This window comes from Sphingomonas sp. FARSPH (assembly GCF_003355005.1).
Lineage (GTDB): Bacteria > Pseudomonadota > Alphaproteobacteria > Sphingomonadales > Sphingomonadaceae > Sphingomonas.
This window is the reverse complement of the sequence record NZ_CP029985.1, coordinates 735,193-760,009: the sequence shown is the minus strand read 5'-3', so window position 1 is coordinate 760,009 and position 24,817 is coordinate 735,193. Positions and strand designations below refer to the sequence as shown.

Annotated in this window: 23 protein-coding genes; 12 read left to right on the top strand and 11 right to left on the bottom strand. The window is 70.3% G+C overall.

Translation table 11 applies throughout. The features are described from left to right. Positions 1 to 69: 69 nt before the first annotated feature. Both DM480_RS03820 and DM480_RS03815 read right to left on the bottom strand, forming a co-directional pair. Positions 70 to 1,242: an acetyl-CoA C-acetyltransferase gene (locus DM480_RS03820; protein ID WP_115377642.1), complete on the bottom strand. Its 1,173-nt coding sequence runs from the start codon at positions 1,240 to 1,242 to the stop codon at positions 70 to 72. A gap of 11 nt (positions 1,243 to 1,253) precedes the next feature. Continuing rightward, the gene (locus tag DM480_RS03815) at positions 1,254 to 2,273 is read right to left on the bottom strand and encodes an alpha/beta fold hydrolase (RefSeq protein WP_232834107.1); all 1,020 of its coding nucleotides are present in this window, start codon (positions 2,271 to 2,273) and stop codon (positions 1,254 to 1,256) included. Positions 2,274 to 2,345: 72 nt separating this feature from the next. Here DM480_RS03815 and phaR point away from each other — a divergent pair, with 72 nt between their 5' ends. The 5 genes from phaR (at position 2,346) to DM480_RS03790 (ending at position 4,755) form a co-directional block, all read left to right on the top strand. Further along, the gene (gene phaR, locus DM480_RS03810) at positions 2,346 to 2,912 is read left to right on the top strand and encodes a polyhydroxyalkanoate synthesis repressor PhaR (RefSeq protein ID WP_115377640.1); all 567 of its coding nucleotides are present in this window, start codon (positions 2,346 to 2,348) and stop codon (positions 2,910 to 2,912) included. Positions 2,913 to 2,930: 18 nt separating this feature from the next. Next, complete coding sequence (locus DM480_RS03805) at positions 2,931 to 3,116, top strand: hypothetical protein (RefSeq protein ID WP_115377638.1); 186 nt, start codon at positions 2,931 to 2,933, stop codon at positions 3,114 to 3,116. 111 nt (positions 3,117 to 3,227) lie between these two features. After that, entirely contained in the window at positions 3,228 to 3,656 is a 429-nt protein-coding gene (locus tag DM480_RS03800) for a GNAT family N-acetyltransferase (RefSeq protein ID WP_157968760.1), read from the top strand. Beyond that, complete coding sequence (locus DM480_RS03795; protein WP_115377634.1) at positions 3,653 to 4,180, top strand: AAA family ATPase; 528 nt, start codon at positions 3,653 to 3,655, stop codon at positions 4,178 to 4,180. The genes DM480_RS03800 and DM480_RS03795 overlap by 4 nt, the downstream gene beginning before the upstream one ends. 47 nt (positions 4,181 to 4,227) lie before the next feature. Next, the gene (locus tag DM480_RS03790; protein WP_125471462.1) at positions 4,228 to 4,755 is read left to right on the top strand and encodes a hypothetical protein; all 528 of its coding nucleotides are present in this window, start codon (positions 4,228 to 4,230) and stop codon (positions 4,753 to 4,755) included. Here the strand turns inward: DM480_RS03790 and DM480_RS03785 are convergent. From DM480_RS03785 to DM480_RS03775, 3 genes are all read right to left on the bottom strand, one after another. Then, positions 4,749 to 5,927, bottom strand: coding sequence for a hypothetical protein (locus DM480_RS03785; RefSeq protein ID WP_115377632.1), 1,179 nt, complete (start codon positions 5,925 to 5,927; stop codon positions 4,749 to 4,751). The genes DM480_RS03790 and DM480_RS03785 overlap by 7 nt on opposite strands. 34 nt (positions 5,928 to 5,961) lie before the next feature. After that, positions 5,962 to 7,506 carry a DUF6311 domain-containing protein gene (locus DM480_RS03780; protein WP_115377630.1) on the bottom strand — a complete coding sequence of 515 codons (1,545 nt, stop codon included), beginning with the start codon at positions 7,504 to 7,506 and terminating at the stop codon, positions 5,962 to 5,964. Between the two features lie 137 nt (positions 7,507 to 7,643). Continuing rightward, complete coding sequence (locus DM480_RS03775) at positions 7,644 to 9,200, bottom strand: CpaF family protein (RefSeq protein ID WP_198665892.1); 1,557 nt, start codon at positions 9,198 to 9,200, stop codon at positions 7,644 to 7,646. 140 nt (positions 9,201 to 9,340) lie between these two features. On the opposite strand from DM480_RS03775, the gene DM480_RS03770 reads away from it, so the two are divergent. Further along, a complete protein-coding gene (locus DM480_RS03770) occupies positions 9,341 to 10,846 on the top strand; it encodes a S1C family serine protease (protein WP_115377626.1) in 1,506 nt (501 codons plus the stop codon). 40 nt (positions 10,847 to 10,886) lie between these two features. On the opposite strand, the gene ada is transcribed toward DM480_RS03770, so the two are convergent. After that, positions 10,887 to 11,918, bottom strand: coding sequence for a bifunctional DNA-binding transcriptional regulator/O6-methylguanine-DNA methyltransferase Ada (ada, locus tag DM480_RS03765; RefSeq protein ID WP_115377625.1), 1,032 nt, complete (start codon positions 11,916 to 11,918; stop codon positions 10,887 to 10,889). Between the two features lie 84 nt (positions 11,919 to 12,002). Next, positions 12,003 to 12,935 (bottom strand): hypothetical protein, encoded by a 933-nt coding sequence (locus DM480_RS03760; RefSeq protein ID WP_232834106.1) that lies wholly within the window; start codon positions 12,933 to 12,935, stop codon positions 12,003 to 12,005. Positions 12,936 to 13,164: 229 nt separating this feature from the next. Here DM480_RS03760 and DM480_RS03755 point away from each other — a divergent pair, with 229 nt between their 5' ends. The 5 genes from DM480_RS03755 (at position 13,165) to DM480_RS03735 (ending at position 18,319) form a co-directional block, all read left to right on the top strand. Further along, positions 13,165 to 13,719, top strand: a complete 555-nt coding sequence (locus DM480_RS03755; protein ID WP_198665891.1) for a F0F1 ATP synthase subunit delta — start codon at positions 13,165 to 13,167, stop codon at positions 13,717 to 13,719. 4 nt (positions 13,720 to 13,723) lie between these two features. Continuing rightward, complete coding sequence (atpA, locus tag DM480_RS03750; RefSeq protein ID WP_115377621.1) at positions 13,724 to 15,253, top strand: F0F1 ATP synthase subunit alpha; 1,530 nt, start codon at positions 13,724 to 13,726, stop codon at positions 15,251 to 15,253. 107 nt (positions 15,254 to 15,360) lie between these two features. Next, the gene (locus tag DM480_RS03745; protein WP_115377619.1) at positions 15,361 to 16,263 is read left to right on the top strand and encodes a F0F1 ATP synthase subunit gamma; all 903 of its coding nucleotides are present in this window, start codon (positions 15,361 to 15,363) and stop codon (positions 16,261 to 16,263) included. Between the two features lie 128 nt (positions 16,264 to 16,391). After that, positions 16,392 to 17,873 (top strand): F0F1 ATP synthase subunit beta, encoded by a 1,482-nt coding sequence (atpD, locus tag DM480_RS03740; protein ID WP_115380757.1) that lies wholly within the window; start codon positions 16,392 to 16,394, stop codon positions 17,871 to 17,873. A 194-nt stretch (positions 17,874 to 18,067) separates the two neighbouring features. After that, positions 18,068 to 18,319, top strand: a complete 252-nt coding sequence (locus DM480_RS03735; RefSeq protein WP_115377618.1) for an ATP synthase F1 subunit epsilon — start codon at positions 18,068 to 18,070, stop codon at positions 18,317 to 18,319. Between the two features lie 119 nt (positions 18,320 to 18,438). On the opposite strand, the gene DM480_RS03730 is transcribed toward DM480_RS03735, so the two are convergent. The 3 genes from DM480_RS03730 to DM480_RS03720 all read right to left on the bottom strand — a co-directional run bounded on the left by DM480_RS03730 (position 18,439) and on the right by DM480_RS03720 (position 23,196). Further along, entirely contained in the window at positions 18,439 to 19,425 is a 987-nt protein-coding gene (locus DM480_RS03730) for a N(4)-(beta-N-acetylglucosaminyl)-L-asparaginase (protein ID WP_115380755.1), read from the bottom strand. 118 nt (positions 19,426 to 19,543) lie between these two features. Then, entirely contained in the window at positions 19,544 to 21,715 is a 2,172-nt protein-coding gene (locus tag DM480_RS03725) for a primosomal protein N' (protein WP_115377616.1), read from the bottom strand. 41 nt (positions 21,716 to 21,756) lie between these two features. Further along, positions 21,757 to 23,196 carry a diguanylate cyclase domain-containing protein gene (locus DM480_RS03720; protein ID WP_115377614.1) on the bottom strand — a complete coding sequence of 480 codons (1,440 nt, stop codon included), beginning with the start codon at positions 23,194 to 23,196 and terminating at the stop codon, positions 21,757 to 21,759. Between the two features lie 104 nt (positions 23,197 to 23,300). Between DM480_RS03720 and DM480_RS03715 the strand changes: the two genes are divergently transcribed. Next, entirely contained in the window at positions 23,301 to 24,164 is an 864-nt protein-coding gene (locus tag DM480_RS03715) for a tyrosine recombinase XerC (protein WP_115380753.1), read from the top strand. 41 nt (positions 24,165 to 24,205) lie between these two features. Here DM480_RS03715 and DM480_RS03710 read toward each other — a convergent pair whose 3' ends face one another. Continuing rightward, positions 24,206 to 24,811 (bottom strand): DedA family protein, encoded by a 606-nt coding sequence (locus DM480_RS03710; RefSeq protein ID WP_115377613.1) that lies wholly within the window; start codon positions 24,809 to 24,811, stop codon positions 24,206 to 24,208. Positions 24,812 to 24,817: the final 6 nt, after the last annotated feature.

Sequence of the window (24,817 nt, the reverse complement as noted above, 5' to 3'; positions counted from 1 at the left end):
CATTTTCCCGTCATGTGTGATGTTCAGGTAACAGTCATGTTACGTACATGTTTCCTTGTGAAACGAAGCCTACCGCTCCACGCACATCGCAATCCCCATGCCGCCGCCGATGCACAGCGTCGCCAGGCCCTTCTTCGCGTCGCGCTTCTGCATCTCGTAGACGAGTGTGGTCAGCACGCGTGCACCGCTGGCGCCGATCGGGTGGCCGATGGCGATCGCACCGCCGTTGACGTTGGTCTTGTCGGGGTCGAGGCCGAGTTCCTTGCACACCGACAGCGCCTGCGCGGCGAAAGCTTCGTTCGCCTCGATCAGGTCGAGGTCGTCGACGGTCCAGCCCGCCTTTTCCAGCGCCTTCTTCGACGCGGGCACGGGGCCGATGCCCATCACCGACGGGTCGACACCCGCGCTCGCCCAGCTCCTGATCGTCGCCAGCACGGGGACGCCGCGCCGGTCGGCTTCCTCGCGGCTCATCAGCACCAGCGCGGCGGCGCCGTCGTTGAGGCCGCTGGCGTTCGCCGCGGTGACGGTGCCGTCCTTCTTGAACGCAGGGCGCACGCCGCCGACGCTGTCGATCGTCGCACCCGCGCGGATATATTCGTCATGCTCGACGATCGTGTCGCCCTTGCGGCCCTTGATCGTGACGGGCGCGATCTCGTCCTTGAACCGGCCGTTGTCGCGCGCCGCCTCGGCCTTGTTCTGGCTGGCGACCGCGAAGGCGTCCTGCTGCCCGCGCGTCACCTGATATTGTTCCGCCAGATTCTCGGCGGTGATGCCCATGTGATAGCCGTTGAAGACGTCGGTCAGGCCGTCGTTGACCATCGTGTCGACGAGGCTGACGTTGCCCATCTTGGTGCCGCCGCGCATCGTCTGCGCGTGCGGGCTCAGCGACATGCTCTCCTGCCCGCCGGCGACGACGATCGTCGCATCGCCGGTCTGGATCGCCTGGCATGCGAGCGCGACCGCGCGCAGACCCGATCCGCACACCTGGTTGACGCCCCAGGCGGGCACTTCCTTGGGGATGCCGGCGGCCATCGCCGCCTGGCGCGCCGGGTTCTGCCCCTGCGCGGCGGTCAGTACCTGGCCGAGGATCACTTCCGACACGTCCTCGCCCTTTATGCCGGCCTGATCGAGCGCGGCCTCGATCGCGATGCGGCCCAGTTCGTGCGCGGGGGTGGCGGCGAACGCGCCCAGGAAGCTGCCGACGGGGGTACGCTTGGCGGCGGTGATGACGATCTCGGTCATGGCGATCTCCTTTACGCGCGCGCCTTAGCGGGTGGCAGGGTGGCGATCCAGTCCGCGAGTGGCTGCCACAAGGCGGTGCGCGCGCGGCCGCCGACGATCATCCCGACATGGCCGAGCGCCAGCTCGCGCCGGTCGGCAAGGCGGGCGGCGGTCGCGGCGGGCACGATGCGGTCGGTGGTGGAGACGAACTCGACCGCGGGGCAGCGCAGCCGGTCGGGCGTCGCGGGCGCACCGGCGACCTGCCACAGGCCGCGCCCCGGCGTATCCTGCGCGACGAAATCCTCGAACAGCCCGGCGGCGAAGGCAAAGGGCAACGGCGCCCCCGCATTGGCCCAATCCTCCAGCCGGACAAACGCGCGCGTCGCGGCGCTGTCCGGGGCGAGCCGGCCGAAGCGCACATATTTGTCGACGGTGCGCGCTGGGTCCAGCCGCCAGAAACCGCTCTGCAACGCCTCCATCGGCAGCATGCCGAGCGCCGCCGCGGTCGGCCGCGCGGTCTCCCACAGGTCGAGCATCGCGCCGCGCGCCTCCTCGCCATAGCCGCGATGGTGCCACGGCGCGGCGATCGTCGCGAGGCCGGCGACGGGGCAGGCGCAAGCGGCGGCGAGCGCGAGCGTCCCGCCGAGGCAATAGCCGACCAGCACCGGCGGCGCGTCCAGCGTCGCGAGCAGCGGCACGAGCAGCCGCTCGACATGCGCGGCAAGCCCGGCTTCGCGGTCTGCGGCGCCGGGTGTCCCCCAGTCGACCGACAGCACGCGATGCCCCTGCGCGACCAGGAACGCGGCGAGCGAGGCGTCGCCGAGGTCGAGGATGTCGGGCGGGTTGATCAGCGAGGGGACGAGGACGACCGGCCGCCCCGACCCGCCGTGATCGCGCAAGGCCGTGCGGCCGATGTGCGCGACCGCGGGGCGGGGCGGCGGCGGCGCGGCGCGGGGCGCGGCCTGATAGGCGGCGAGCCCCGCGAGCGCTGCGCTGCGGCGATCGGGATCGCCCCGGGTCTCCGCCTCCACCATCGCCAGGAACAGCGGCAACGGGCGCGGTCCGTGTTGCGGCGCAGAAAACACAGGTCTATCATCGCCCCAACTCACGGACAGGGGAGCCGTATGAAGAAACAGAACAGGGCCGACGGCACGGTCATCATCAAGAAATACGCCAACCGGCGCCTCTACAATACCGAGACGTCATCCTACATCACGCTCGACCATCTGGCGACGATGACGCGCGAGGGCCGCGACTTCAAGGTCGTCGACGCCAAGACGGACGAGGACATCACGCACAATGTCCTGACCCAGATCATCATGGAAGAGGAAAGCCGGGGGCAGACGATGCTGCCGGTCAGCTTCCTGCGCCAACTGATCGCGATGTACGGCGATTCGATGCAGGCGATGGTGCCGGGTTATCTGGAAGCGTCGATGGACAGTTTCCGCCGCAACCAGGAACAGTTCAAGTCCGCGGTCGAGGGCGCGTTCGCGGGATCGCCCTTCGCCGAGATCGCCAAGCGCAACCTGGCGATGTTCGAGGCAGCGGCCGCCGCGTTCAAGCCTGCGACGCCGGCCGCGACCCCGACGCCAAGCCCGGCCCCCGCGGCCGGCGGCGCCAAGGACGACGAGATCGCCGCGCTGCGCGCCGAATTGTCGCGGCTGAAGGACAAGGTCGAGAAGCTCGGCTGACGATCGGCGCGCAGCGCGATGCCGGCGGCATTCTGGGGCGCGGGCGCCAGCCTGATCGTCGCGGTCGCCGCCGCCTTTGCCGAGCGCGGACGGCGGCGGCGCGCGGATTTGGACCGGATCGGCTGGGTCGACTGGCGCGCGCTGCAACTGGGCGCGCTGGTCGCGGCGATGATTCTCGCGAGCATCGGCCTCAACGCGCGCTGATCCGGTGCGGCGTCTGGCCGGTCCCGATCCGGTCCCCACCGCCCTATCAGCATCGACGACGCCGGCATGGGCGGGTTTATGCGGCGCGGCGGCTGCGGTAAGGGCCCGGCCATGACGGTGCCCGTTTCGCTGCGACTGACGGAGGCGCGAGCTGCCGATCCTGCACGCGGATGGGTGGCCGCATCGCATTATGCGATCATCGTCCGGGGCGTCGCGGTCGGATCGATCACGCTGCGCCACGGCCGCGACGCGACGCTGGTCCGCTATGCGGGACAGGTGGGCTATACGGTCGCGGCGGCGCATCGCGGCTACGGCCATGCGTGCGCCGCATTGCGTGCGCTGGTGCCGATCGCGCGTGCCGCGGGGTTCGCTGAGCTGTGGATCACCTGCGCGCCCGACAATCATGCCTCCCGCCGCACGCTGGAACGGGCGGGTGCGGCGCTGGTGGAGCGCGTCGCGCTGCCGCCGGACAGCGACATGTACGCCCGCGGCGAGCGGGAGAAACTGCGCTTCCGCATCGACGTCGGGACAGGCGGATGATGCTCGACGATCTCGGCACGCGGCTGATCGTGATGGGGCCGTCCAACGCGGGCAAGTCGACGCTGGCGCAGGCGATCGGCCGGGCGCGCGACATGCCGATCGTCCACCTCGACCTGCTCCATCACCTGCCCGGCACCGACTGGGTGCCGCGCCCGCCCGCCGATTTCGCCGCGCTGCACGATGCCGCGACTCTCGGCGAGCGCTGGGTGATGGAGGGCAATTACACGCGCCTGCTGCCGCAACGGCTGGCGCGCGCGACGGGCCTGATCCTGCTCGACCTGCCGACCGCCGTCAGCCTGTGGCGCTACGTCCGGCGTTGCTGGTTCGAGCCGGAGCGCGTCGGCGCGCTGGAGGGCGGCCGGGACAGCGTCAAATGGGACATGCTGCGCCATATCGCGGTCGCGACGCGCGCCAACCGGCGGCGCTATGCCGCGATGCTTGCCGGCCTGGCGGTGCCGCACCTGTACCTGCCGACGCCCGCCGCGCTGGCGGATTTCTATCGCAGCGAAGGGCTGATACGCTGACCGCGCGCGCGATCGGGGCCGATCGCGTGCGGGCAGGAGTTCGGTGGATGCGGGCGAGGATGCTGGTGGTCGCGGCGGCGGCGATGATCGCGCAGGCAGGGATTGCGGCGGACGCGCCGCGCGAGCCGACGGACGTCCATATCCGCCGGCTCGCGGGGTTGCCGGCGGACAGCGCGCGCGGGCAGGTGGAGATACTCGACGTCGGGCACGATCCGATGTCGACGATGCTCAGCATCGTCGGGCGGCGGACGGCGGACGGCTGGCGCGTTTCCTATGCCTGCGCAGGATCGCTCGCCTGTCGGCCCGGGTCGGATCATGCGGCGGTGGACTATGCGCTGCCGGTGGCGGCAGCGACGGAGCTGGACGGCCTGCTCGACCGGCTGCGCAAGGACGGCGAGCCCGACGGTACGCCGCCGCGCGCGGGCGTCATCGGCGGCTGGTTGCACGTCGCGATCGACGACCGCGGGTTCCGGCATGACTATGCGCGCGTCGGCAGCTGGGGGCGCACCTTGGGGCGGATCGAAACCCTGCTCGCCGCGCCGGGTCAGGCGGCGACGACGGCGCCCGCTCAGTAGAAGGCGCGCGTGGTCAGCGTGCGGATCGGGCCGCCGCACAGGCCCAGGCGCACCTGTGTCCCCGGCGGCGCGATCGACCAGTCGGCAAGCGCGCTCGTCGCATAGTCGCCCGGGATCGCCGCGCCGTCGATCGTGCAGATCATGTCGCCCGCGCGCCAGCCGGTCGCGGCGGCGGGGCTGGCGCGCATGACGTGCAGCACCTTGAGCTTGCCCGGCTCCATCCCGACGAGCAGCCCGCTGGTCGAGCGGAGCGGCGGCACGTCCGCGCCGGGACCGGGTTTCAATACCATGCGGCCCGCCGACGGATCGAGCAGCACGCGATACTGCTGGAGCAGGCCCGAGCCGATCCGGCCGGCGACGCCGATCTGTTCGGAAAAGCCGCCCGCCGGCTCGACGCGCACCTCGACGTCGCGCGCGACGCGCTCGCCGATCGTCACCGCGGGCAGGATCGCGAGCGTGCTCGTCACCGCGCCGGCGAGTCCGAACGAGATGGTGGTGGTGGTCGCGACGTCGCGCGGGCGGACGGTGCGCCACGTCGCGTCCGACAGCGTCAGCGCCGCGCCGTCGCCGGTGTCGACGACAAGCGGCGCGACACGGCGGCCGGCGATCGTCGCGCTGCTTTCGTAGACGCGGCGCGCGGGCGAGATGGCGAGCGGGGCGAGCGCGCCGGTGAACGGCAATTGCCCCGACGGCAGCAGGCGAAAGCGGTGGTTGGCGAAATCGATGTCGAGCGCTTGCCCTGCGACGATGTCACGCCCGACCAGCATGTCGACCGGCTTGGCGCTGCCGGTGGCGAGCGCGGGCAGCTCCGCGACGGTGACGCCGCCGCCGGTGCGAGTCAGTCCGCCGAGCGACAGCCGCGCGGTCGGCAGCCAGCCGATCGTCACCGCGCCGCCGATCGCCGTCGCCTTGCCGCCGTCGGTGATGCGTGCGGGGTCGGCGGCGGCGGATTTGCGCGCGAGCACCGAATGGCTGACCCCGGTGTCGAGGATCGCGGTGACGGGCCGCGCATCGAGCGTCAGCGTGAAGCGGATCTGGTTGCCCGGCGTCAGGTCGAACGGCACCCACATGTCCGCGCTGCCGGGGCTGAGCGTCGCGACCCCGTCGCCCTGCGGCATGGCGAGGCCGGGAGGCGGGGCGGCGGCGGCGAGGAGCAGGGCGATCGGGATCATCTGCCCCCCTGCTACCGCGCGTTTGCCACCGGCGCTACGGCCGGGGCGCGATGACGGGCACGCCGTCGAGGATCAGCGGCGTGACGCCCGCGGGCGGCGATGCCGTCCTCAGCAGGACGTAGAGGCGGCCGGGGACGAGCGCGCCGTGGTCGAACGCGCGCCGCTCGCGCGCCAGGCGTTCGGCGGTGCGGCGGCCGGTGCGCGCGGCATAGACGCTGGTGACGGGACGACCGGCGTCGACCGCGCGCCACGCCACTTCCTGATATAGCGACAGGTCGCGCGGCGGCTGGCCGGGCATGAACGCGACGGAGGTCGCGGCGCGCACCAGCGCGTCCCAGCGCGGATCGGTCGTGCGGACATACAGGCGGTGCGTCGCCGCATCGGCGCTGGCGGTGCGGATGCCGCGCGCCATAGGCGCCAGGTCGATCGCCTGCACCGCGACGAGCCCCGCCAGTAAGGCGCCGGCGGCGCGCGCGGGCAGGCGATAGACCGCGAGCAGTGCGAGCAGGATCAGCGCATAGCCGACCGGCCAGAACAATCGCCCCGACGCGCGCACCGGGTCGAGCGCGTGGAGCAGGGCGGTCGGCAAGGGCGCGCTCCATACCGACAGGATGGCGAGCAGGCCGAGCGCGGGGACGAGCAGGCGCAGCCGCCGGGTCGTCCGCTGCGCCGCGTCGCTCGCGGGCCGACGCCGCGCGATCAGCCAGGCCGCGCCGACCAGCAAGAGCCCGCCCGCGCCCAGATACTGGAACCCCTCATACCATTGCGCCGGATCGTAGGGGGCGGGGCCGGTGAGCGTATCGAACAGCCGCGACACGCCATTGGCATGCGGGTGCCACAGGCCGTCGACGGGCACCGCGAACGCGCCGTAGAATTCGGTCGGCATCTGGTCGCCGACGCCCAGCCAGTGCGCCACCACCGCGACGATCGCGAGCATCGCGGCGCCCTGCGCGACGATTCCGGCGCGCGCGCGCCACGACCCTTGCACGAACCGGTCGAGCAATACCGCCCCCCACAGGATGCCGACCATCGCGAGCAGGTAGTTGTGGATCAGCGCGGTGACGACGATCAGCGCCGCCCACCATCGCCAGCGCGCGGCGCGGCCGGGATCGAGCGCCAGCCACAGCGCGGCGAGGATCGTCCAGTGCGCCATCAGGTTGACGTGGATGAACCGGTTGGCGAGCGTCGGCGGGAAGGCGAGCAGCACCACGCCCGCCCACAGCGCGATGGCCCCCGGCGCGTGGCGGCGCAGCAGCAGCCAGGCGAACAGCGCCTGCAGGATCAGATTGGCGAGCAGGATCGGTCCGACCAGCTGCGCATCGGCGGGCAGCCACGCGGCGAACGGCTTGGCGACAAGCGTCGCGAGCGGATTGCTGTCGGTGAACAGCAGCGGCACGCCGTCGGGCGCATTGAGCAAGCCGGTCCATAGCGACGCGCCCGCGCGCGCATCGTGCCAATAGGCATGCGCCCCCAGCGCATTCTCGCCATTGTCGGTGCCGCGGATCAGCCAGCCGGCATTGCCGATGTCGAGCGTCGCGGGATGGAACAGCGCAAGGTAGAAGGCGAGTGGCAGCAGCACGAGCAGCAGGGGGGTGAGAAGGGCTGCCGCGGTGAGCCGCTCGCGCGCGTGCTGCCCCCTTTCCCGTCCAGGCGCGGCCCACGTCCGGCTTTCCCCCCCGGCTGCCGCCGGAGCGGGAGGAAAATAGGCGGGTCGGCTTACAGGCACGCTTCGAGGAAGGCGCTGTCGAAGCCGAACTGCTTCGCCTTGTCGAGCGTGTAGGGGCGAAGGCCCATCGAGCGATATTCGCCGATGATCTTGCCGTCGGCGCTCTCGTCCAGATACTCGAACTTGAACAGTTCCTGCGTGACGATCACCGGGCCTTCCATGCCGATCACCTCGGTGACGTTGGTGACGCGGCGGCTGCCGTCGCGTAGCCGCTTCACCTGGATGATGAGCTCCACCGAATCGGCGATCTGGCGGCTGATCGCCTCCTTGGGCACCTTGATGTCGGACATCATCACCATATTCTCCATGCGGGCGAGCGCCTCGCGCGGGGAATTGGCGTGCAGCGTACACATCGATCCGTCGTGGCCGGTGTTCATCGCGGCGAGCATGTCGAAACATTCCGCGCCGCGGATTTCGCCCAGGATGATGCGATCCGGGCGCATGCGCAGCGCGTTCTTGACGAGGTCGCGGATGCTGATCTCGCCTTGCCCCTCCAGGTTGGCGGGTCGCGTTTCCAGCGGCAGCCAGTGCGGCTGCTGCAGGCGGAGTTCGGCCGCGTCCTCGATCGTCAGCACGCGCTCGCCCGGGTCGATCATCTTCGACAAAGCGTTGAGCATCGTCGTCTTGCCCGAACCGGTGCCGCCGCTGATGACGACGTTGAACCGGCTCGCGCCCGCGATCTTCAGCGCGGTCGCCATCTTGGTCGACATCGATCCGCCCGCGGCCATCATGTCGAGCGTGATCGGTTTCGCGGAGAATTTGCGGATCGAGATGGCGGTGCCGCGCAAGGAGAGCGGCGGCACGATGACGTTGACGCGGCTGCCGTCCTTCAGGCGCGCGTCGGCGAGCGGGGTCGTCTGGTCGACGCGGCGGCCGACCGAGTTGCAGATGCGCTGCGCGATCTGGAACAGATGCTCCTCGTCGCGGAACTGGATCTGCGCCAGCTCCAGCTTGCCCTTTCGCTCGACGTAGGTCTGGTCGGGGCCGTTGACCATGATGTCGCTGACCGCCGGATCGGCGAGCAGTTCCTCGAGCGGCCCGAGCCCGAGCAGTTCGTCGACCAGCACCTTTTCCAGCGCGAATTGCTCGCGCCGGTTGAGCGTCAGCTTCAGTTCGGCGAGCACCTCGCCGATGATCGGGCGGAATTCCTCGGCCAGCTCGTCCTTGCCCAGCGTCGCCGCCGCTTCCGGGTCGACGCGTTCGAGCAGGCGGGGGAGGACCTGTTCCTTGATCTTGTGGACGGACGCCTCGAAGCCTTCGGCGCGGCTGTTGCCGGCATCGCCGCTGGCGTTCTGCCGCTCGGCGAGGCGGGCCATCGCGTCCATCGCCGCGCCGGGCATCGTGCCGGGGCCGAAGCCGTCGGGCGTCAGCGCGTCGGCGCCGCCCAGCGCCGCGATCCCGTCGATCGGCGGAAACTGGCCGCCGCCGGCCAGCGGTTCCGGTTCGCTGCGGGCGAAGCCGCCGCCCTGCATCGGCTTGGCGACGCCGAACGCCGGGCGCACGGGCTGCCCGCTTCCCATTCCATTGCGACGGCCGAACGCGCTCATCCCACGATCCTCATATTCGAGGGCAGAGGGGTAGGGGCCAAGGTTTGACATTTTCCTAACCAAACCGCCGGCGAACCGGCGCGGTCGGAAACGGACATGCTTGACAGCGGCGCGCGCGTCCCGTTCGGGATGCCGCCGTGATGATACGCCGGCTGCTCCTCCTGCTCGCCCTTCTCGCCGCGGCGACGCCCGCGGCGGCGGACGATATCGGCGCGACCGCGCGCGGCGTCGTCCGGATCGTGACGATCGCGGTGGTCGACGGCCAGGTCGTCGGCTTCGGTCACGGCAGCGGCGTCGCGATCGCGCCGAACCGCGTGGTCACCAACGCGCACGTCACCGAACTCGCCCAGCGCTATCCCGACAATGTCGTCGTCGGCGTCGTGCCGAGCGAGGGCGACAAGAGCTTCCAGGGCCATGTCGTCGCCTATGACGCGAAGGCCGATCTCGCGATGATCGAATTTTCGGGCGCGCGCCTGCCGCCCGCGACGCTCTATACCGGGCCGGTGAACGAGGGCGATCCGGTCGTCGCACTCGGCTATCCGGGCAACGTCGACCTCGCCACCGCGCGATCGGCGGCCGACTATATCCGCCCGACCTCGCCCGTCCGGTCCGAGGGCGTGTTCTCGGGGCGGCGCAGCCTGACCGGGGTCGAGGTGCTGCTCCACACCGCCAGCATCGCGCGCGGCAATTCGGGCGGCCCGCTGCTCGACCGCTGCGGCCGCGTCATCGGCATCAATTCGGCGATCACCCGCGGCGAGGAGGGCGACAGCTCGTTCGGCTTCGCGATCGCGGATACCGAGCTCGCCGCCTTCCTGCGCAAGGCGAAACAGCCGTTCCAGCAGGTCGGCACGCCGTGCACCTCGATCGAGGAGCGGATGCGCGACGACAGCGAGGCGGATGCCCGCGCGCGCAGCGACGCGGCGACCAATGCGCGCGAGACGATGGCGCGCGACGCGCTCGCCCGGGAAGAGACGCTGGCGGCGGCGCGTACCGCCGCGCTGACCCGGCGCGAGGATCGGATGGCGCTCGCCGGGCTGATGCTGGTGCTGGGCGCTATGGGGATCGGGGCGGCGGGCTTCCTCGTGCTGCAGGGCGACCGGCGACGCGCGCGCTGGGCGCTGGGCGGCGGCGCGGCGCTGATGGCGGCGGCGGTCGTCGTCTACCTGCTGCGTCCCTCGGCGGAGGTCAGCCTGCCCGCCGTGGCCGCGGCCGCGCGCCCGGCATCCACTGCGAACGCCCCGCTCGGCAAGCTGACGTGCAGCCTCGTCCCCGAACGCAGCCGCGTCACCGTATCGTCGACCGCCGACGTCCCGCTCGACTGGGGGCGCAGCGGCTGCGTCAACGGGCGCACGCAATATCTGCCCGACGGCGACCGCTGGCAGCGCGTGCTGGTGCCCGACGGCGAACAGACGGTGTCGGTGCTCGGCTTCGATCCTGCGACCCGGACCTATACCAACACGCGCTATCTGCTCGGCGCAGGCGCGATGGAGATGGTGCGCAAGCTGCGCGGCGACACTGCGCCCAAGGCGTGCACGATCGCCCCCGGCGCGATCGACCGGCTCGCGCAGGCGGAGGCCGCGATCCGCGCGACCTTGCCACCGCTGCCCAACGAGAAGCTCGTCTACACCTGCCGCAAGGGGGGGTAGGGGAACGGGCCGGCACCGCAACATGCGTCTCGACGTATGTTCAGTCGGCGCGCTCCCGCGCCAGCAGCGCACGCTTGCGGTCCGCGCCCCAGGCATAGCCGCCCGGCGCGCCGTCGCCGCGCGTGACGCGGTGACAGGGGACGATGACCGCGAGCGGATTGGCGCCGCACGCGCTGCCCGCCGCGCGCGTCGCGCCGGGGTGGCCGGCGGCGACGGCGAGCGCGGCATAGCTCAGCGTCTCGCCCGCCGGGATGCGGCGCAGCGCCTGCCACACCGCTTCCTGAAACGCCGTGCCGCGCACGTCGAGCGGCAGGTCGCCGGCCGGGCGCGTGCCCTCCACCTCGGCGACGACCGCGGCGGCGAGATCGGCGAGCCGCGCATCGGCGGGCGCGATCGTCGCGTGCGGGAAACGCGCCGCGAGCGTGGCCTCGTCCTCGTCGAACGCGATACGGCATAGCCCGACCTCTGTCGCCGCGATCAGCAGCGGGCCGAGGCTGGTGTCGACGCGCGTCCAGCGGATCGTCACGCCCGCGCCGCCCCGTGCCCAGGCAGACGGCGTCATGCCGAGACGCGCGCCCGCTTCGGCATAGAAGCGGCTGGGCGCGCCATAGCCTGCGGCGTAGAGCGCGTCCGTGACGCGCGCGCTGGCGTGTAGCGTGTCGGCGGCGCGCGCGGCGCGTCGGGCGCGGGCGTAGGCGGCGGGGCTCATGCCCGTCGCGCGGGTGAACACTCGCTGGAAATGATGCGGGGCATAGCCGACCGCGGCGGCGAGCGTCGCGAGCGGGATCGCCTCCTCCTGCGCCGCGATCAGCGCCGCCGCCTTCGCCACCGCGGCATCGTCGCGCGCTTTCGTATCGGGCGTGCAGCGGCGGCAGGGGCGGAAGCCCGCCGCGCCCGCGGCCGCGCCGTCCGCAAAGAAAGCGACGTTGTCGCGCGCGGGCCGCCGCGCCGGGCAGCTCGGCCGGCAATAGATGCCCGTCGTGCGCACGGCGACGACGAAGGCGCCGTCGGCGCGGCGGTCTCGCGTCTGAAAGGCCGCCCAGGCGGCGTCGGTATCGATCGCATCGGTCATGACGCTCTTATAGCGCGCATGCGGACACCGTGCGTCCCGCCGCTTGCGCTCGAAGTCGAACGCGCCCGCCCTGCAATGCCGCCCCTAAAGCGCCGCCATATGGCGCACGTCCTCCGCCCCCGCCGCGAGCGCGCCGACGCGCGCCAGGCCGCGCGTCACGTCGCCGCCTGCCTTGGGCGCGAACAGCCGCGCGCGCGTGTAGCGGTCCGATGCCTCGGCGTAGAGGCCCGCCGATTCCGCGCAGAGCGCCAGGTTGAACATCGTCGGTCCGTGATCGGGCGCCATCGCGTCGACCGCGGCGAAGGTGCGGCATGCTTCTTGCGGATCGTGCTTGGTCAGGCGCACCGCCTGTTTGAACAGCGCCGCGGCTTGCGGCGTCAGGCCATCGCGGCTTTCATTGACGCGGATCTTGTAGCTTTCGCGATGCGGCGCGAGGTCGAAGCGCACCTCCTGCGCGATCGACTCGATCATCGAATCGATCTGGCCGCTCGCGCTCGTCTCGACGCCCGAATCCTCGCACCAGCTGCTCGTGTCGTCGCGCGTCTTGGGCGCGGCGAACAGCACGCGCTCGTCCTTGTAGCGGACGATGCGCAGGTCCGCGCGCACCGCGATCGTCCGCCGCGTGCAGGCGACGCCGTAACGGACGCGCTTGATGCACTTGTCGTCCTTCTTCTCGGTGCAGCGTTCGCGCGTCTCGCTATAATCGTCGCGGCTGACGGTCGCGCCAGCGTCGCCGACCAGCAGGCCGTCGGGACGCAGCCCGGCGGGGACGATCTGCGCATGGCGCACGCCGTCGCGGCCCAGCGTCGCCAGCCGCCGCTCGATCGCATCGGACAGGTCGCCGCCCTGCGGCCCGCCGATCGGTCCGACGCCCAGCGTCGGCAGCATGCTCGCCTCGCGCGCGGTGGCGGCGAAGATGCCCTCGACGCGCAGCACCTCGGCCGAGGCGGGCGGGGCCCCCAGCGAGATCGCCGCCAGCGTTGCCGAAACCATCCATGCGGCCGTCGAACTGCGCATCGCCCCATCCATCCCGTCTGTGTCGTCGACGCTTGCGCCCGCGATCCTGAACGGGCCGTTGCGGCCTCGTTCAGATTTCATCGTGGTGCCGGCGCCGCATGCGCATCGCTTGCATCATCGCGACCCCCATGCTAGCCGCCCGCAACCCATTGCAGGTGCGCGTCTGCGCGCCCTCTTCCCCATGGGCCAACAGCAGTTACGACCACCAGTTACGAGGGGCCTCGATCGCGTGGAGACATCCGGCGGCATTCAAGCAAGCTTAGGCGGACGCTATGCGCTCGCGCTGTTCGAGCTGGCGCGTGATTCCAAGAGCATCGATGCCGTCGAGGGCAGCCTGGCGCGTGTGCGCGACGCGCTCGACCAGTCGGCCGATTTCAAGGCGCTGACCACCAGCCCGCTCGTCGCGCGCGGCGCGGCGGTGAAGGCGGTGTCGGCCACCGCCGACGCACTGGGCGTCGATGCGACCACGAAGAATTTCCTCGGCGTCCTTGCCGAGAACCGTCGTCTGGGCGCGCTGCCGCAGATCATCCGTGCCTTTCGCCAGCTTGCCGCGCGTCACCGCGGCGAGGCGACCGCGGAAGTGACGAGCGCGCACCCGCTGACCGAGGATCAGGTCGGCGAACTGAAGCAGCAGCTGCGCCAGCGGCTGGGCCGCGACGTCGCGGTCGACCTGTCGGTCGATCCCGCGCTGCTCGGCGGGCTCGTCGTCCGCATCGGTTCCCAGATGATCGATTCGTCGATCCGTACCCGTTTGAATGCGCTCGCCAGCGCGATGAAGGGCTAAGAAGATGGATATTCGCGCCGCAGAAATCTCCAAGGTCATCAAGGACCAGATCGCCAATTTCGGGGACCAGGCCCAGGTCAGCGAGACCGGCCAGGTGCTGAGCGTCGGTGACGGCATCGCGCGCATCTATGGCCTCGACAACGTCCAGGCGGGCGAGATGGTCGAATTCGCCAACGGCGTGCAGGGCATGGCGCTCAACCTCGAAGCCGACAACGTCGGTGTCGTGATCTTCGGTTCGGACGCCGAGATCCGCGAGGGCGACATCGTCAAGCGCACCGGCACGATCGTCGACGTGCCCGTCGGCAAGGGCCTGCTCGGCCGCGTCGTCGATGGTCTTGGCAACCCGATCGATGGCAAGGGTCCGATCGTCAGCGACCAGCGCAGCCGCGTCGAGGTCAAGGCACCGGGCATCATCCCGCGCCAGTCGGTGTCGGAGCCGATGCAGTCGGGCCTGAAGGCGATCGACGCACTGGTCCCGGTCGGCCGCGGCCAGCGCGAGCTGATCATCGGCGACCGCCAAACCGGTAAGTCGGCGGTCGCGATCGACACGTTCATCAACCAGAAGACGGTGAACCAGGGCTCCGACGAATCCAAGAAGCTGTACTGCGTCTATGTCGCGGTCGGCCAGAAGCGCTCCACGGTGGCGCAGCTGGTGCGTACTCTGGAAGAGAATGGCGCGATGGAATATTCCATCGTCGTCGCGGCGACCGCGTCGGACCCGGCGCCGCTGCAGTTCCTCGCGCCCTACACCGGCACCGCGATGGGCGAATATTTCCGCGACAATGCGATGCACGCGCTGATCGTGTTCGACGACCTGTCGAAGCAGGCGGTCGCCTATCGCCAGATGTCGCTGCTGCTGCGCCGTCCGCCGGGCCGTGAGGCTTATCCGGGCGACGTCTTCTACCTGCACAGCCGCCTGCTCGAGCGTGCGGCGAAGATGTCGGACGCGAACGGCGGCGGCTCGCTGACCGCGCTGCCGATCATCGAGACGCAGGCGGGCGACGTGTCGGCCTATATCCCGACCAACGTGATCTCGATCACCGACGGCCAGATCTTCCTCGAAACCGACCTGTTCTTCGCCGGCATCCGCCCCGCGATCAACGTCGGCCTGTCGGTCAGCCGCGTCGGCTCGGCCGCGCAGACCAAGGCGATGAAGAAGGTGTCGGGCTCGATCAAGCTCGAGCTTGCCCAGTATCGCGAGATGGCGGCGTTCGCGCAGTTCGGCTCGGACCTCGATGCCTCGACGCAGCGTCTGCTCAACCGCGGCGCGCGCCTGACCGAGCTGCTGAAGCAGGCGCAGTTCGCGCCGATGCCCTTCGAGGAGCAGACCGCGTCGATCTTCGCGGGCACCAACGGCTATCTCGACAGTGTCGCGGTGACCGACGTGACGCGCTACGAACAGGCGATGCTCGCCGATCTGCGCGCCAACCACGCGGACGTGCTGACCAAGATCCGCGAGACGCGCGATCTGGGCGACGAGGCGAAGGCGGGCCTGAAGGCCGCGCTCGACCAGTTCGCGAAGACGTTCGCTTAAGATTACAGCTGCGTCACCCCGGCCTTGCGCCGGGGTCCCGCTTCCTGCTCAGCGCAGAAGAAGCGGGATGCCGGATCAAGTCCGGCATGACGGGAAGAGGACCGTAGATGGCAAGTTTGAAGGCCCTCAAGCTTCGCATCGGCTCGGTGAAGTCGACGCAGAAGATCACCAAGGCGATGAAGATGGTCGCCGCGGCCAAGCTGCGCCGGGCGCAGGATGCGGCGCAGAACGGCCGTCCTTACGCCGAGCGGCTGGAAGCGGTGATGGCGAGCCTCGCGAGCCGCGTCGGCGGTGTCGGCGCCTCGCCGCTGCTCGCGGGCACGGGCAAGGACCAGGTCCATCTGCTCGTCGTCGCGACCAGCGAGCGCGGCCTCGCGGGTGCGTTCAACAGCAACATCGTCCGCGCCGCACGCCGCAAGGCCGAGGAGCTGACGGCGCAGGGCAAGACCGTGCGCTTCTATCTCGTCGGCAAGAAGGGGCGCGTGCTCAAGCGTTTCTACGCCGACGCGATCGCCGCCGACCATGACATGGCGCACGTCAAGACGGTGTCGTTCGACGATGCGCGTGTCGTCGCCGACGACCTCGTCGCCCGCTTCAAGCGCGGCGAGTTCGACGTCGCGCACCTCTTCTATTCGAAGTTCGTGTCGGCATTGGTGCAGGAGCCGACCGGGCGCCAGTTGATCCCCGTGCCGCTCTCCGCGTCGAAGCGCGACGTGTCTTCCACTTCGTCCACTTCCGGAAACAATCCGGCGAGTGCGGTGGTCGAATACGAGCCGAGCGAAGAGGCGATCCTCGACGACCTGCTGCCGCGCAACATCGCGGTGCAGATCTTCCGCGCGCTGCAGGAAAACGCCGCGTCGGAACAGGGCAGCCGCATGAACGCGATGGATAATGCTACGCGCAACGCCGGCGACATGATCAACCGCCTGTCGATCCAGTACAACCGCACCCGCCAGGCCGCGATCACGACGGAACTGGTCGAAATCATCTCGGGCGCGGAGGCGCTCTAGTTTTCGCATAACCGTCATCCTGCGCGAAGGCGGGGATCCAGACGCGCAGCTTGTGCTATGGATCGAGACGGCAGAGTTTATGGATTCCCGCCTTCGCGGGAATGACGATGAAGGCAAGGAAGCATCCGATGGCAACCGCCGCAGACGACATCCGCCCGACGCAGAATACGGGCAGCACCAACAACACCGGCACGATCTCGCAGGTCATCGGCGCGGTCGTCGACGTGCACTTCCCCGACCAGCTGCCCGCGATCCTCTCGGCGCTGGAAACGGACAACAACGGCAACAAGCTGGTCCTCGAGGTCGCGCAGCATCTGGGCGAGAACACCGTCCGCACGATCGCGATGGATTCGACCGAGGGCCTGACCCGCGGCCAGACCGTGACCGACACCGGCGCGCAGATCAGCGTCCCCGTCGGCCCCGCGACGCTCGGCCGCATCATGAACGTCGTCGGCGAGCCGATCGACGAGCGCGGCCCCGTCGCCACCGACCTGCGCGCGCCGATCCACGCGGAAGCGCCGCTGTTCGTCGACCAGTCGACCGAAAGCGCGATCCTGGTCACCGGCATCAAGGTCATCGACCTGCTCGCGCCTTATGCGAAGGGCGGCAAGATCGGCCTGTTCGGCGGCGCCGGCGTCGGCAAGACCGTGCTGATCCAGGAACTGATCAACAACATCGCCAAGGGCCACGGCGGCACGTCGGTGTTCGCGGGCGTCGGCGAGCGCACCCGCGAGGGCAACGACCTCTACCACGAATTCCTCGACGCGGGCGTCATCGCCAAGGACGCCGACGGCAATGCGATCAGCGAAGGCTCGAAGGTCGCCCTGGTCTATGGCCAGATGAACGAGCCGCCGGGCGCCCGCGCCCGCGTCGCGCTGTCGGGCCTGACCATCGCGGAATATTTCCGCGATCAGGAAGGTCAGGACGTGCTCTTCTTCGTCGACAACATCTTCCGCTTCACGCAGGCGGGCGCGGAAGTGTCGGCGCTGCTCGGCCGCATCCCGTCGGCGGTGGGCTATCAGCCGACGCTGTCGACCGACATGGGCGCCCTCCAGGAGCGCATCACGTCGACCAACAAGGGCTCGATCACCTCGGTGCAGGCCGTCTACGTCCCCGCGGACGATCTGACCGACCCGGCGCCGGCGACCTCGTTCGCCCACCTCGACGCGACGACCGTGCTCAACCGCGCGATCTCGGAACTCGGCATCTATCCGGCGGTCGATCCGCTCGATTCGACCAGCCGCGTGCTCGAGCCGCGCATCGTCGGCCAGGAGCATTACGAGACGGCGCGCGCCGTCCAGTCGCTGCTCCAGCGCTACAAGAGCCTGCAGGACATCATCGCGATCCTGGGCATGGACGAACTGTCCGAAGAGGATAAGCTAACCGTCACCCGCGCGCGAAAAATCCAGCGCTTCCTGTCGCAGCCGTTCCACGTCGCCGAGGTCTTCACCGGCATCCCCGGCAAGTTCGTGCAGATCGAGGACACGATCCGCAGCTTCAAGGCGGTGGTCGACGGCGAATACGACCATCTGCCGGAAAGCGCCTTCTACATGGTCGGCGGCATCGACGAAGCCGTCGCCAAGGCCGAGAAGCTCGCCAAGGAGGCGTAAGCGCTTCTGCCTTCTCCCCTTGTGGGAGAAGGATACCGAAGCTTGGCAGCTATGCTGCCTAGTGGAGGTTGGATGAGGGGAAGCGGCGCGATGCGACGCGCGAGCCATGGGCTCGCACCCCTCACCCTCCCATCGCTGCCGCGATGGGCCCCTCCCTCTCCCACAAGGGGAGAGGGGCGTCAGGACCTGAGACAATGCTCCACTTCGAACTCGTCACGCCCGAAAAGCTGGTCCGCTCCGAGGAGGTCCACATGGTGGTCGTCCCCGGCACCGAGGGCGATTTCGGCGTGCTGGAGGGCCATGCCCCCTTCATGTCGACGATCCGCGACGGCGCGCTGTCGATCTACCGCACCGCGGGCGCGCAGCCCGAGATCGTGCCGATCCAGGGCGGCTTCGCCGAGGTCAACGCCAAGGGCCTGACCGTCCTCGCCGAACACGCAGGGTAAGGCGCAGGCGCAATCCCTGCCGTTGGTCCTGAGCTTGTCGAGGGACGTGCCGCAGGCGGCGCGTTCCGGGCCCGTGCTTCGACAGGCTCAGCACGAACGGGGTGGGGCGATCGCTCTCCTCAGGCCGCGAACAGCGACGGCGCCTTCAGCACCACGGTCGCGCCGCTCGCGTCCGTCACCGCATAGGTAAACCCCGGCAACAGGCAGAAGGCGCCTACCTCGCCCTGCGGGGACAGCGCCAGGAAGCCGACCTGCACGCCCTTGATCGCGTCGCCGCGCAAGCGCGCGATGTGGCGCACCACTTCCTCGCACGCCTGTTGCGGCGACAGCCCGCCGCGCATCGAGGCGACGACGCGCGCGCTGCCCGACACCCGCGTCACCTCCTCGCCGAGCCCGGTCGAGGTCGCGCCGCCGACGCCGCGCTCGACGTAGAGGCCTGCGCCGACCTGCGGCGAATCGCCGACGCGGCCGCGCATCTTGAACGCCATGCCCGACGTCGTGCACGCCCCCGCCATCCGCCCCGACGCGTCGCGCGCGAGCAAGCCGATCGTATCGTGGTCCAGCGCGCCGCCGCGCGGGGTTCGCCTGTTCTCGATGTTCGCCTCGGGCTTGTACTGCGACGTCTTCAGCCAGTCGCGCCACGCCTTCTCCGCGGGCGGGGTGAGCAGGTCGACTTTCGTGAACCCCTGGTCGCGGGCGAACCGCGTCGCGCCCTCGCCGACAAGGAAGGTGTGCGGTGTCTTGTCCATCACGCGCCGCGCGACCGAAATGGCGTGGACCGTATCCTCCAGCGCGGCGACCGCGCCGACGCCGCCGGCATCGTCCATGATGACCGCGTCGAGCGTGACGTGGCCGTCGCGGTCCGGATAGCCGCCGTAGCCGACCGAATGGTTCTCCGGATCCGCCTCCGGCACCATCGCCGCCGCCTCGACCACGTCGAGCAGCGATCCGCCCGCGCGCATCCTGGCAAAGCCCGCGGCATTGGCGGCGGCCCCGAAGTCCCAGGTCGACACGATCGTCGCACGGGGCGCGGCAGACTTGGCGGAAACGCCGCTCGCAATGCCGGTCGCCGCCATGCTGCCGAGGAACGTGCGTCGTGTCGTCATGTCCTGCCCTTTCGTCACCCCGGCCGCAGCGCCGGGGTCCCGCTTTCCGTTCGAACCGTGACGAGAAGCGGGACCCCGGGTCAAGCCCGGGGTGACGATTACGATTCAGGCCCGCCGCTCACAGGAAATTGTACGGATCGACGTCGACCGTCACGCGCACCTTCGCGGGCCAGTCGAGCCCCCCCAGCCAGCCGCGGATCACATCCTGCACGTCGAGCGCGCGGCGCGCGTGGACGAGCAGCCGATAGCGGTGGCGGCCGCGCAGCATCGCGAGCGGGGCGGGGGCAGGGCCATAGACCGCCATGCCCTCGACGCGCGGCGCCCCCGCGGCGACATTGCGCGCGACGTCGTGCGCCGCCGCCTGATCCTCCGAAGAGACGATGATCGCGGCATAGCGGCCGAAGGGCGGCGCGCCCGCGTCCGCCCGCGCCTCCGTCTCCGCGGCGTAAAAGGCGTCTGCATCGCCCGTCACCAGCGCCTGCATCACCTGCGCCGACGGGCTGTGCGTCTGGATGAACACATGGCCCGGCTTTTCCCCACGCCCCGCGCGCCCCGACACCTGCCGGATCTGCTGGAACGTGCGTTCGGCGGCGCGCAGGTCGCCGCCCTCCAGCCCCAGGTCCGCATCGACGACGCCGACGAGCGTCAGATTGGGGAAATGATAGCCCTTGGTGACGAGCTGCGTGCCGACGACGATGTCGATGTCGCCCGCCTCCATCCGGCCGACGAACTCCGCCGCCTTGGCGGGCGACCAGATCGTGTCCGAGGTGACGACCGCGACCTTCGCTTCGGGGAACAGCGCGGTCACCTCGTCCGCGATCCGCTCGACGCCGGGGCCGCACGCGACCAAACTGTCCTCCGCGCTGCATTCGGGGCAGGCGCGCGGCGTCGGCATCACGTGCCCGCAATGGTGGCAGGCGAGCCGGCGGGTCAGCCGGTGCTCGACCATCCAAGCGGTGCAATTGGGGCACTGGAACCGGTGCCCGCAATTGCGGCACAAGGTCAGCGGCGCATAGCCGCGCCGGTTAAGGAACAGCAGCGCCTGCTCGCCCTTCGCCAGCGTCTCGCCCAGCGCCTTGACCAGCTTCGGCGCAAGCCAGCGCCCGCGCTCGGGGGGTTCGGCGATCAGGTCGATCGGCTCGATCGTCGGCATCTCCGCCGCGCCGAAGCGACCGGGCAGCTTCAGTTCCTCGTACCGGCCCAGTGCCACCTGCTGGCGCGTCTCGATCGCGGGCGTCGCGCTGGCGAGGATCACCGGGCAATGTTCGAACTTGCCGCGCATCACCGCGACGTCGCGCGCATGGTAATGCACGCCCTCTTCCTGCTTGAAGCTCGTCTCGTGCGCCTCGTCGACGACGATCAGGCCGAGGTCGCGATAGGGCAGGAACAGCGCCGATCGAGCACCCACCGTCACCAGCGCCTCGCCGCTCGCGATCGCGCGCCACGCGCGCCGCCGCTGCGTCGATCGCAGGCCCGAATGCCAGGCGACGGGCTCGCACCCGAAGCGGTCGTGAAAGCGCTTGAGGAAGGGTTCGGTCAGCGCGATCTCGGGAAGCAGGACGAGGCATTGGCGCCCCTGGCGGATCGCCTCCGCCACCGCCTCGAAATACACCTCCGTCTTGCCCGATCCGGTGACGCCGTCGAGCAGGACGGGGCGGAACGCATGCGCCGCGACGCCGGCAACGAGCGTATCGGCCGCGGCCTGCTGGTCGCTCGACAGCTTCGGCGCGCCGAAACCGGGGTCGGGGCGGGGAAAAGGGGTGTCGATATCGACCGCGACGGCGCGCAGCGCGCCGGCCTTGACCAGGCCGCGGATCACCGCGTCGGAAACGTCGGCGATCCCCGCCAGTTCGCGGATCAGCCCCTGTCGGTCACCGATCCGCTCCAGCGCCTGTTCGCGCTGCGGCGTCAGGCGCGGCGGCACCTCGCCCGTCGCGCGATATTCGGTGACGGTGCGCGCGCCCTCCAGCGCAGAGGTGGACGACAGCGCCATGCGCACCACCGCGGCGGGCGGCGCGAGATAATAATCCGCGGTCCACTCGACCAGGCGCCGCAGTGCGTCGCCCAGCGGCGGCGCATCGGCGACCGCGAGCAGGTTGCGCAGTCGGTTGTCGCCGACTTCCGCGTCGGACGGCATCCGCTCCGGCTCCCACACGACGCCGATCAGCTGACGCGGGCCGAGCGGCGCGACGACGATCGATCCCGGCTCGACATGCATCCCCGCGGGCACGCGATAGTCGAGCGGGCCGAGCGCGGAGTTGAGGACGAGGACGCGGGCGCGGGTCGACATGCCCGCCCCATATGGGGCGCGTGCGGACCGGAGGAAACCGCCTATGCGGCGTCGCGTGCCAGGCGGATGCGGCGGCCGACGCGGTTGCGCTTGGCCGCGTACAATGCGCCATCCGCCTGCCGGGCGAAGTCGCGCAACGAATGCATGTCGGGTGCGAAGGTCGCAAGCCCGACCGAACCGGCGCTCGTCATCGTCACGCCCTTCGCCTCGACCGACACGCGCAGCGCCGCCTCTATCCGCATGCGCAGCGCGTCGGGATCGGCGATCAGCTGGGGGTCGTCGACGATCAGCGCGAATTCGTCGCCGCCGATCCGCGCGGCGCGGCACGACGCCAGCCACGGCTGCGCCAGCGCCTGTCCGGTCAGGCGCAGCACCTCGTCGCCCGCATCGTGGCCGAGCGTGTCGTTGATCGCCTTGAACCCGTCGAGATCGATCAGCGCGAGCATCAGCGGCGCGCCATCGCGATGCGCGCGCGCCATCGCCCGTTCCAGCTCGCGGTCGAACGCCGCGCGGTTGGCGATGCCGGTCAGCGCGTCGGTGTCGGCCGAACGACGCAATTGCTGTTCCAGCCGGTACCGGTCGGTCACGTCCTGGAACACGCCGATGATCGCGGTGACGACGCCGTCCGCCACTTCGGGCTCGCCGATCGCGCGGACGCGGATCGTGCGGCCCTTGGCGGTAACGAAGTCGGTCTCATAGTCGAAGGGCTTCTGCTCCTCGATCGCGCTGCGCACCGCCTCGCTGACCAGCGCGCGCGATTCGGCGGGGTAGAAATTGAGCGCGGTTTCGATGTCCGGCCGCTCGCCAGGCGCCAGGTCGTGGATGCGAAAGACGTTGTCGGACCATTCGACCTGCTGGTCCGGCACGGTCAGCCGCCACGATCCCATCGCCGCGATCCGTTCGGCCTGGTGGAAGATGCGATCCTTTGCGGCGAGTTCGGCGAGCAGCGTCTCGCCGACCGTCGCGATCCGCACCGCCTCCATCGTGCTGCGCCGCGCCGCGATCAGCGCCTCGGCCAGCGTCGTCAGATGTGCCAGCGCCATATGCCCCGCCGCGCTCAGCGACCGCGGCGTCACGTCGAGCACGCAAAGGGTGCCGATCGCGCGCGCGACGCCGCCCTCGTCCACTGCATGGATCGGCGCACCCGCGTAGAACATGCTGCCCGCCGCGACGAGCGGCGTGCCGGCAAAGACGGGATCGCGCGACAGATCGGCGATCACCACCGGCGCGTCGCTGGCGATCGTGCGGTCGCACATCGCGATATGCCGGTCGATCTGAAGCGGGCCGGGGGTGGTGCTCGCCTTGATCCACACGCGGTCGCTGTCGACCAGGTTGATGAGCGCGGTCGGGCAGCCCAGCATCTCGGCGGCGAGCGCGACCAGCGCGTCGAACTCACGGTGCGGTTGCGCGTCGAGCAGCGACAGCGCGTAGAGCGCGTCGAGTCGGGCCTGTTCGTCGGATGGGTCGGGGCGTGGCGGCATGTCGGTCACGATGGCATCATGTCTCGGTACGGCTTAAAATTACCTTGCGCTTTTATAACGATACGCGGCAGCCGTCAGGTGTGAACGACGAAATGCCTCCCTCGATGCGCTGGGCCGCGCATCTGGCGCGCGACCGGCGCCGGTCGGCGCATACCGTGCGCGCCTATCGCGGGACCGCGGAGCGACTCGTCGCCTTCCTGCAGCGGCATCGCGGCGCACCGGTCGATGAGGATGCGCTGCGCCGCGTCGATGCGGGCGAATTGCGTGCCTTCCTCGCGCATCGCCGGGGCGAGGGCGTCGGCAATGCTTCGGCGGCGCGGGAATTGTCGGCGGTGCGCGGCTTCCTCGCCTGGCTCGGGGCGGAGCCGCCGCGCCTCAAGGGGCCGCGCGTGCGCAAGGGCGTGCCGCGCCCGGTCGCACCCGACGAGGTGGTGGCGCTCGCCGACGCGGTGTCCGACGCGGCGGCGGAGGCATGGATCGGCCGGCGCGACTGGGCGGTGCTGCTGCTCCTATACGGCGCGGGGCTGCGCATCGGCGAGGCGGTGGGCCTCGCCGGCGACGCGCTGCCGCTCGGCGAGACGCTGGTCGTGACCGGCAAGCGCGCCAAGACGCGCATCGTGCCGTTGCTGCCGCAGGTCCGCGTCGCGATCGAGGCCTATGCCGAATCGGTGCCCTATGCGCTCGATCGCGACGCGCCGCTGTTCCGCGGGGCGAAGGGCGGCGCACTGTCCCCCGGCGTCGTGCGCCGCGCGGTGCAGCGCGCGCGCGCGCAGCTCGGCCTGTCGGAACGCGCGACGCCGCATGCGCTGCGCCACAGTTTCGCGACACATCTGCTCGGCCGCGGGGCGGACCTGCGCCAGCTTCAGGAATTGCTCGGCCACGCCAGCCTCAGCTCGACGCAAATCTATACCGCGGTCGATGCCGCGCACCTGCTCGATGTCTATCGCAACGCACACCCGCGCGCCTGAGCGGAGCGGGCCGGCACCGCCTCCACGTCAGCGGACCGACCCTATCGCTCCGCGCGCGGCTTCCACGTCGCGACGCGCCACAGATACGCGCCGACGATCGCCACCGTCAGCACCACCGCCGCCGGCCCGACATACCGGTCGATCGCCTCGAAATTGCTGCCGAGATAATAGCCCGCGCCCGCCAGCAGGCTGTTCCAGATCGCGCTGCCCGCGAAGGTCCACACGACGAATTTCCACCCCGGCATCCGTGTGATGCCTGCGGGCAGTGAGATCATCGTGCGGAACGTCGGCATGAAGCGGAACACGAACACCACCCAGCCGCCGCGGCTGACGAAGAAACGGTGCAGCGTCTCGACGTCCTGCCACTCCATCGTCAGCCAGCGGCCATGCCGCGCGACGAGGGGGCGGAATCGCTCGTAGCCGACGCGCCGGCCGATCGCGTACCAGAAATAATTGCCTGCGGTCGTCCCCGCCGTGCCCCACAGGACCAGCGGCACGACGCCCATGTCGCCGCGCGCCACCGCCATCCCGCCCAGGCCCATGATGACCTCCGACGGGATCGGCGGGATGATGTTTTCCAGCGCCATCAGCAGGAAGATGCCAATGTAGCCGCCTCTCGCGATCGCATCGAGGATGAAGTCCGTCATGACGGG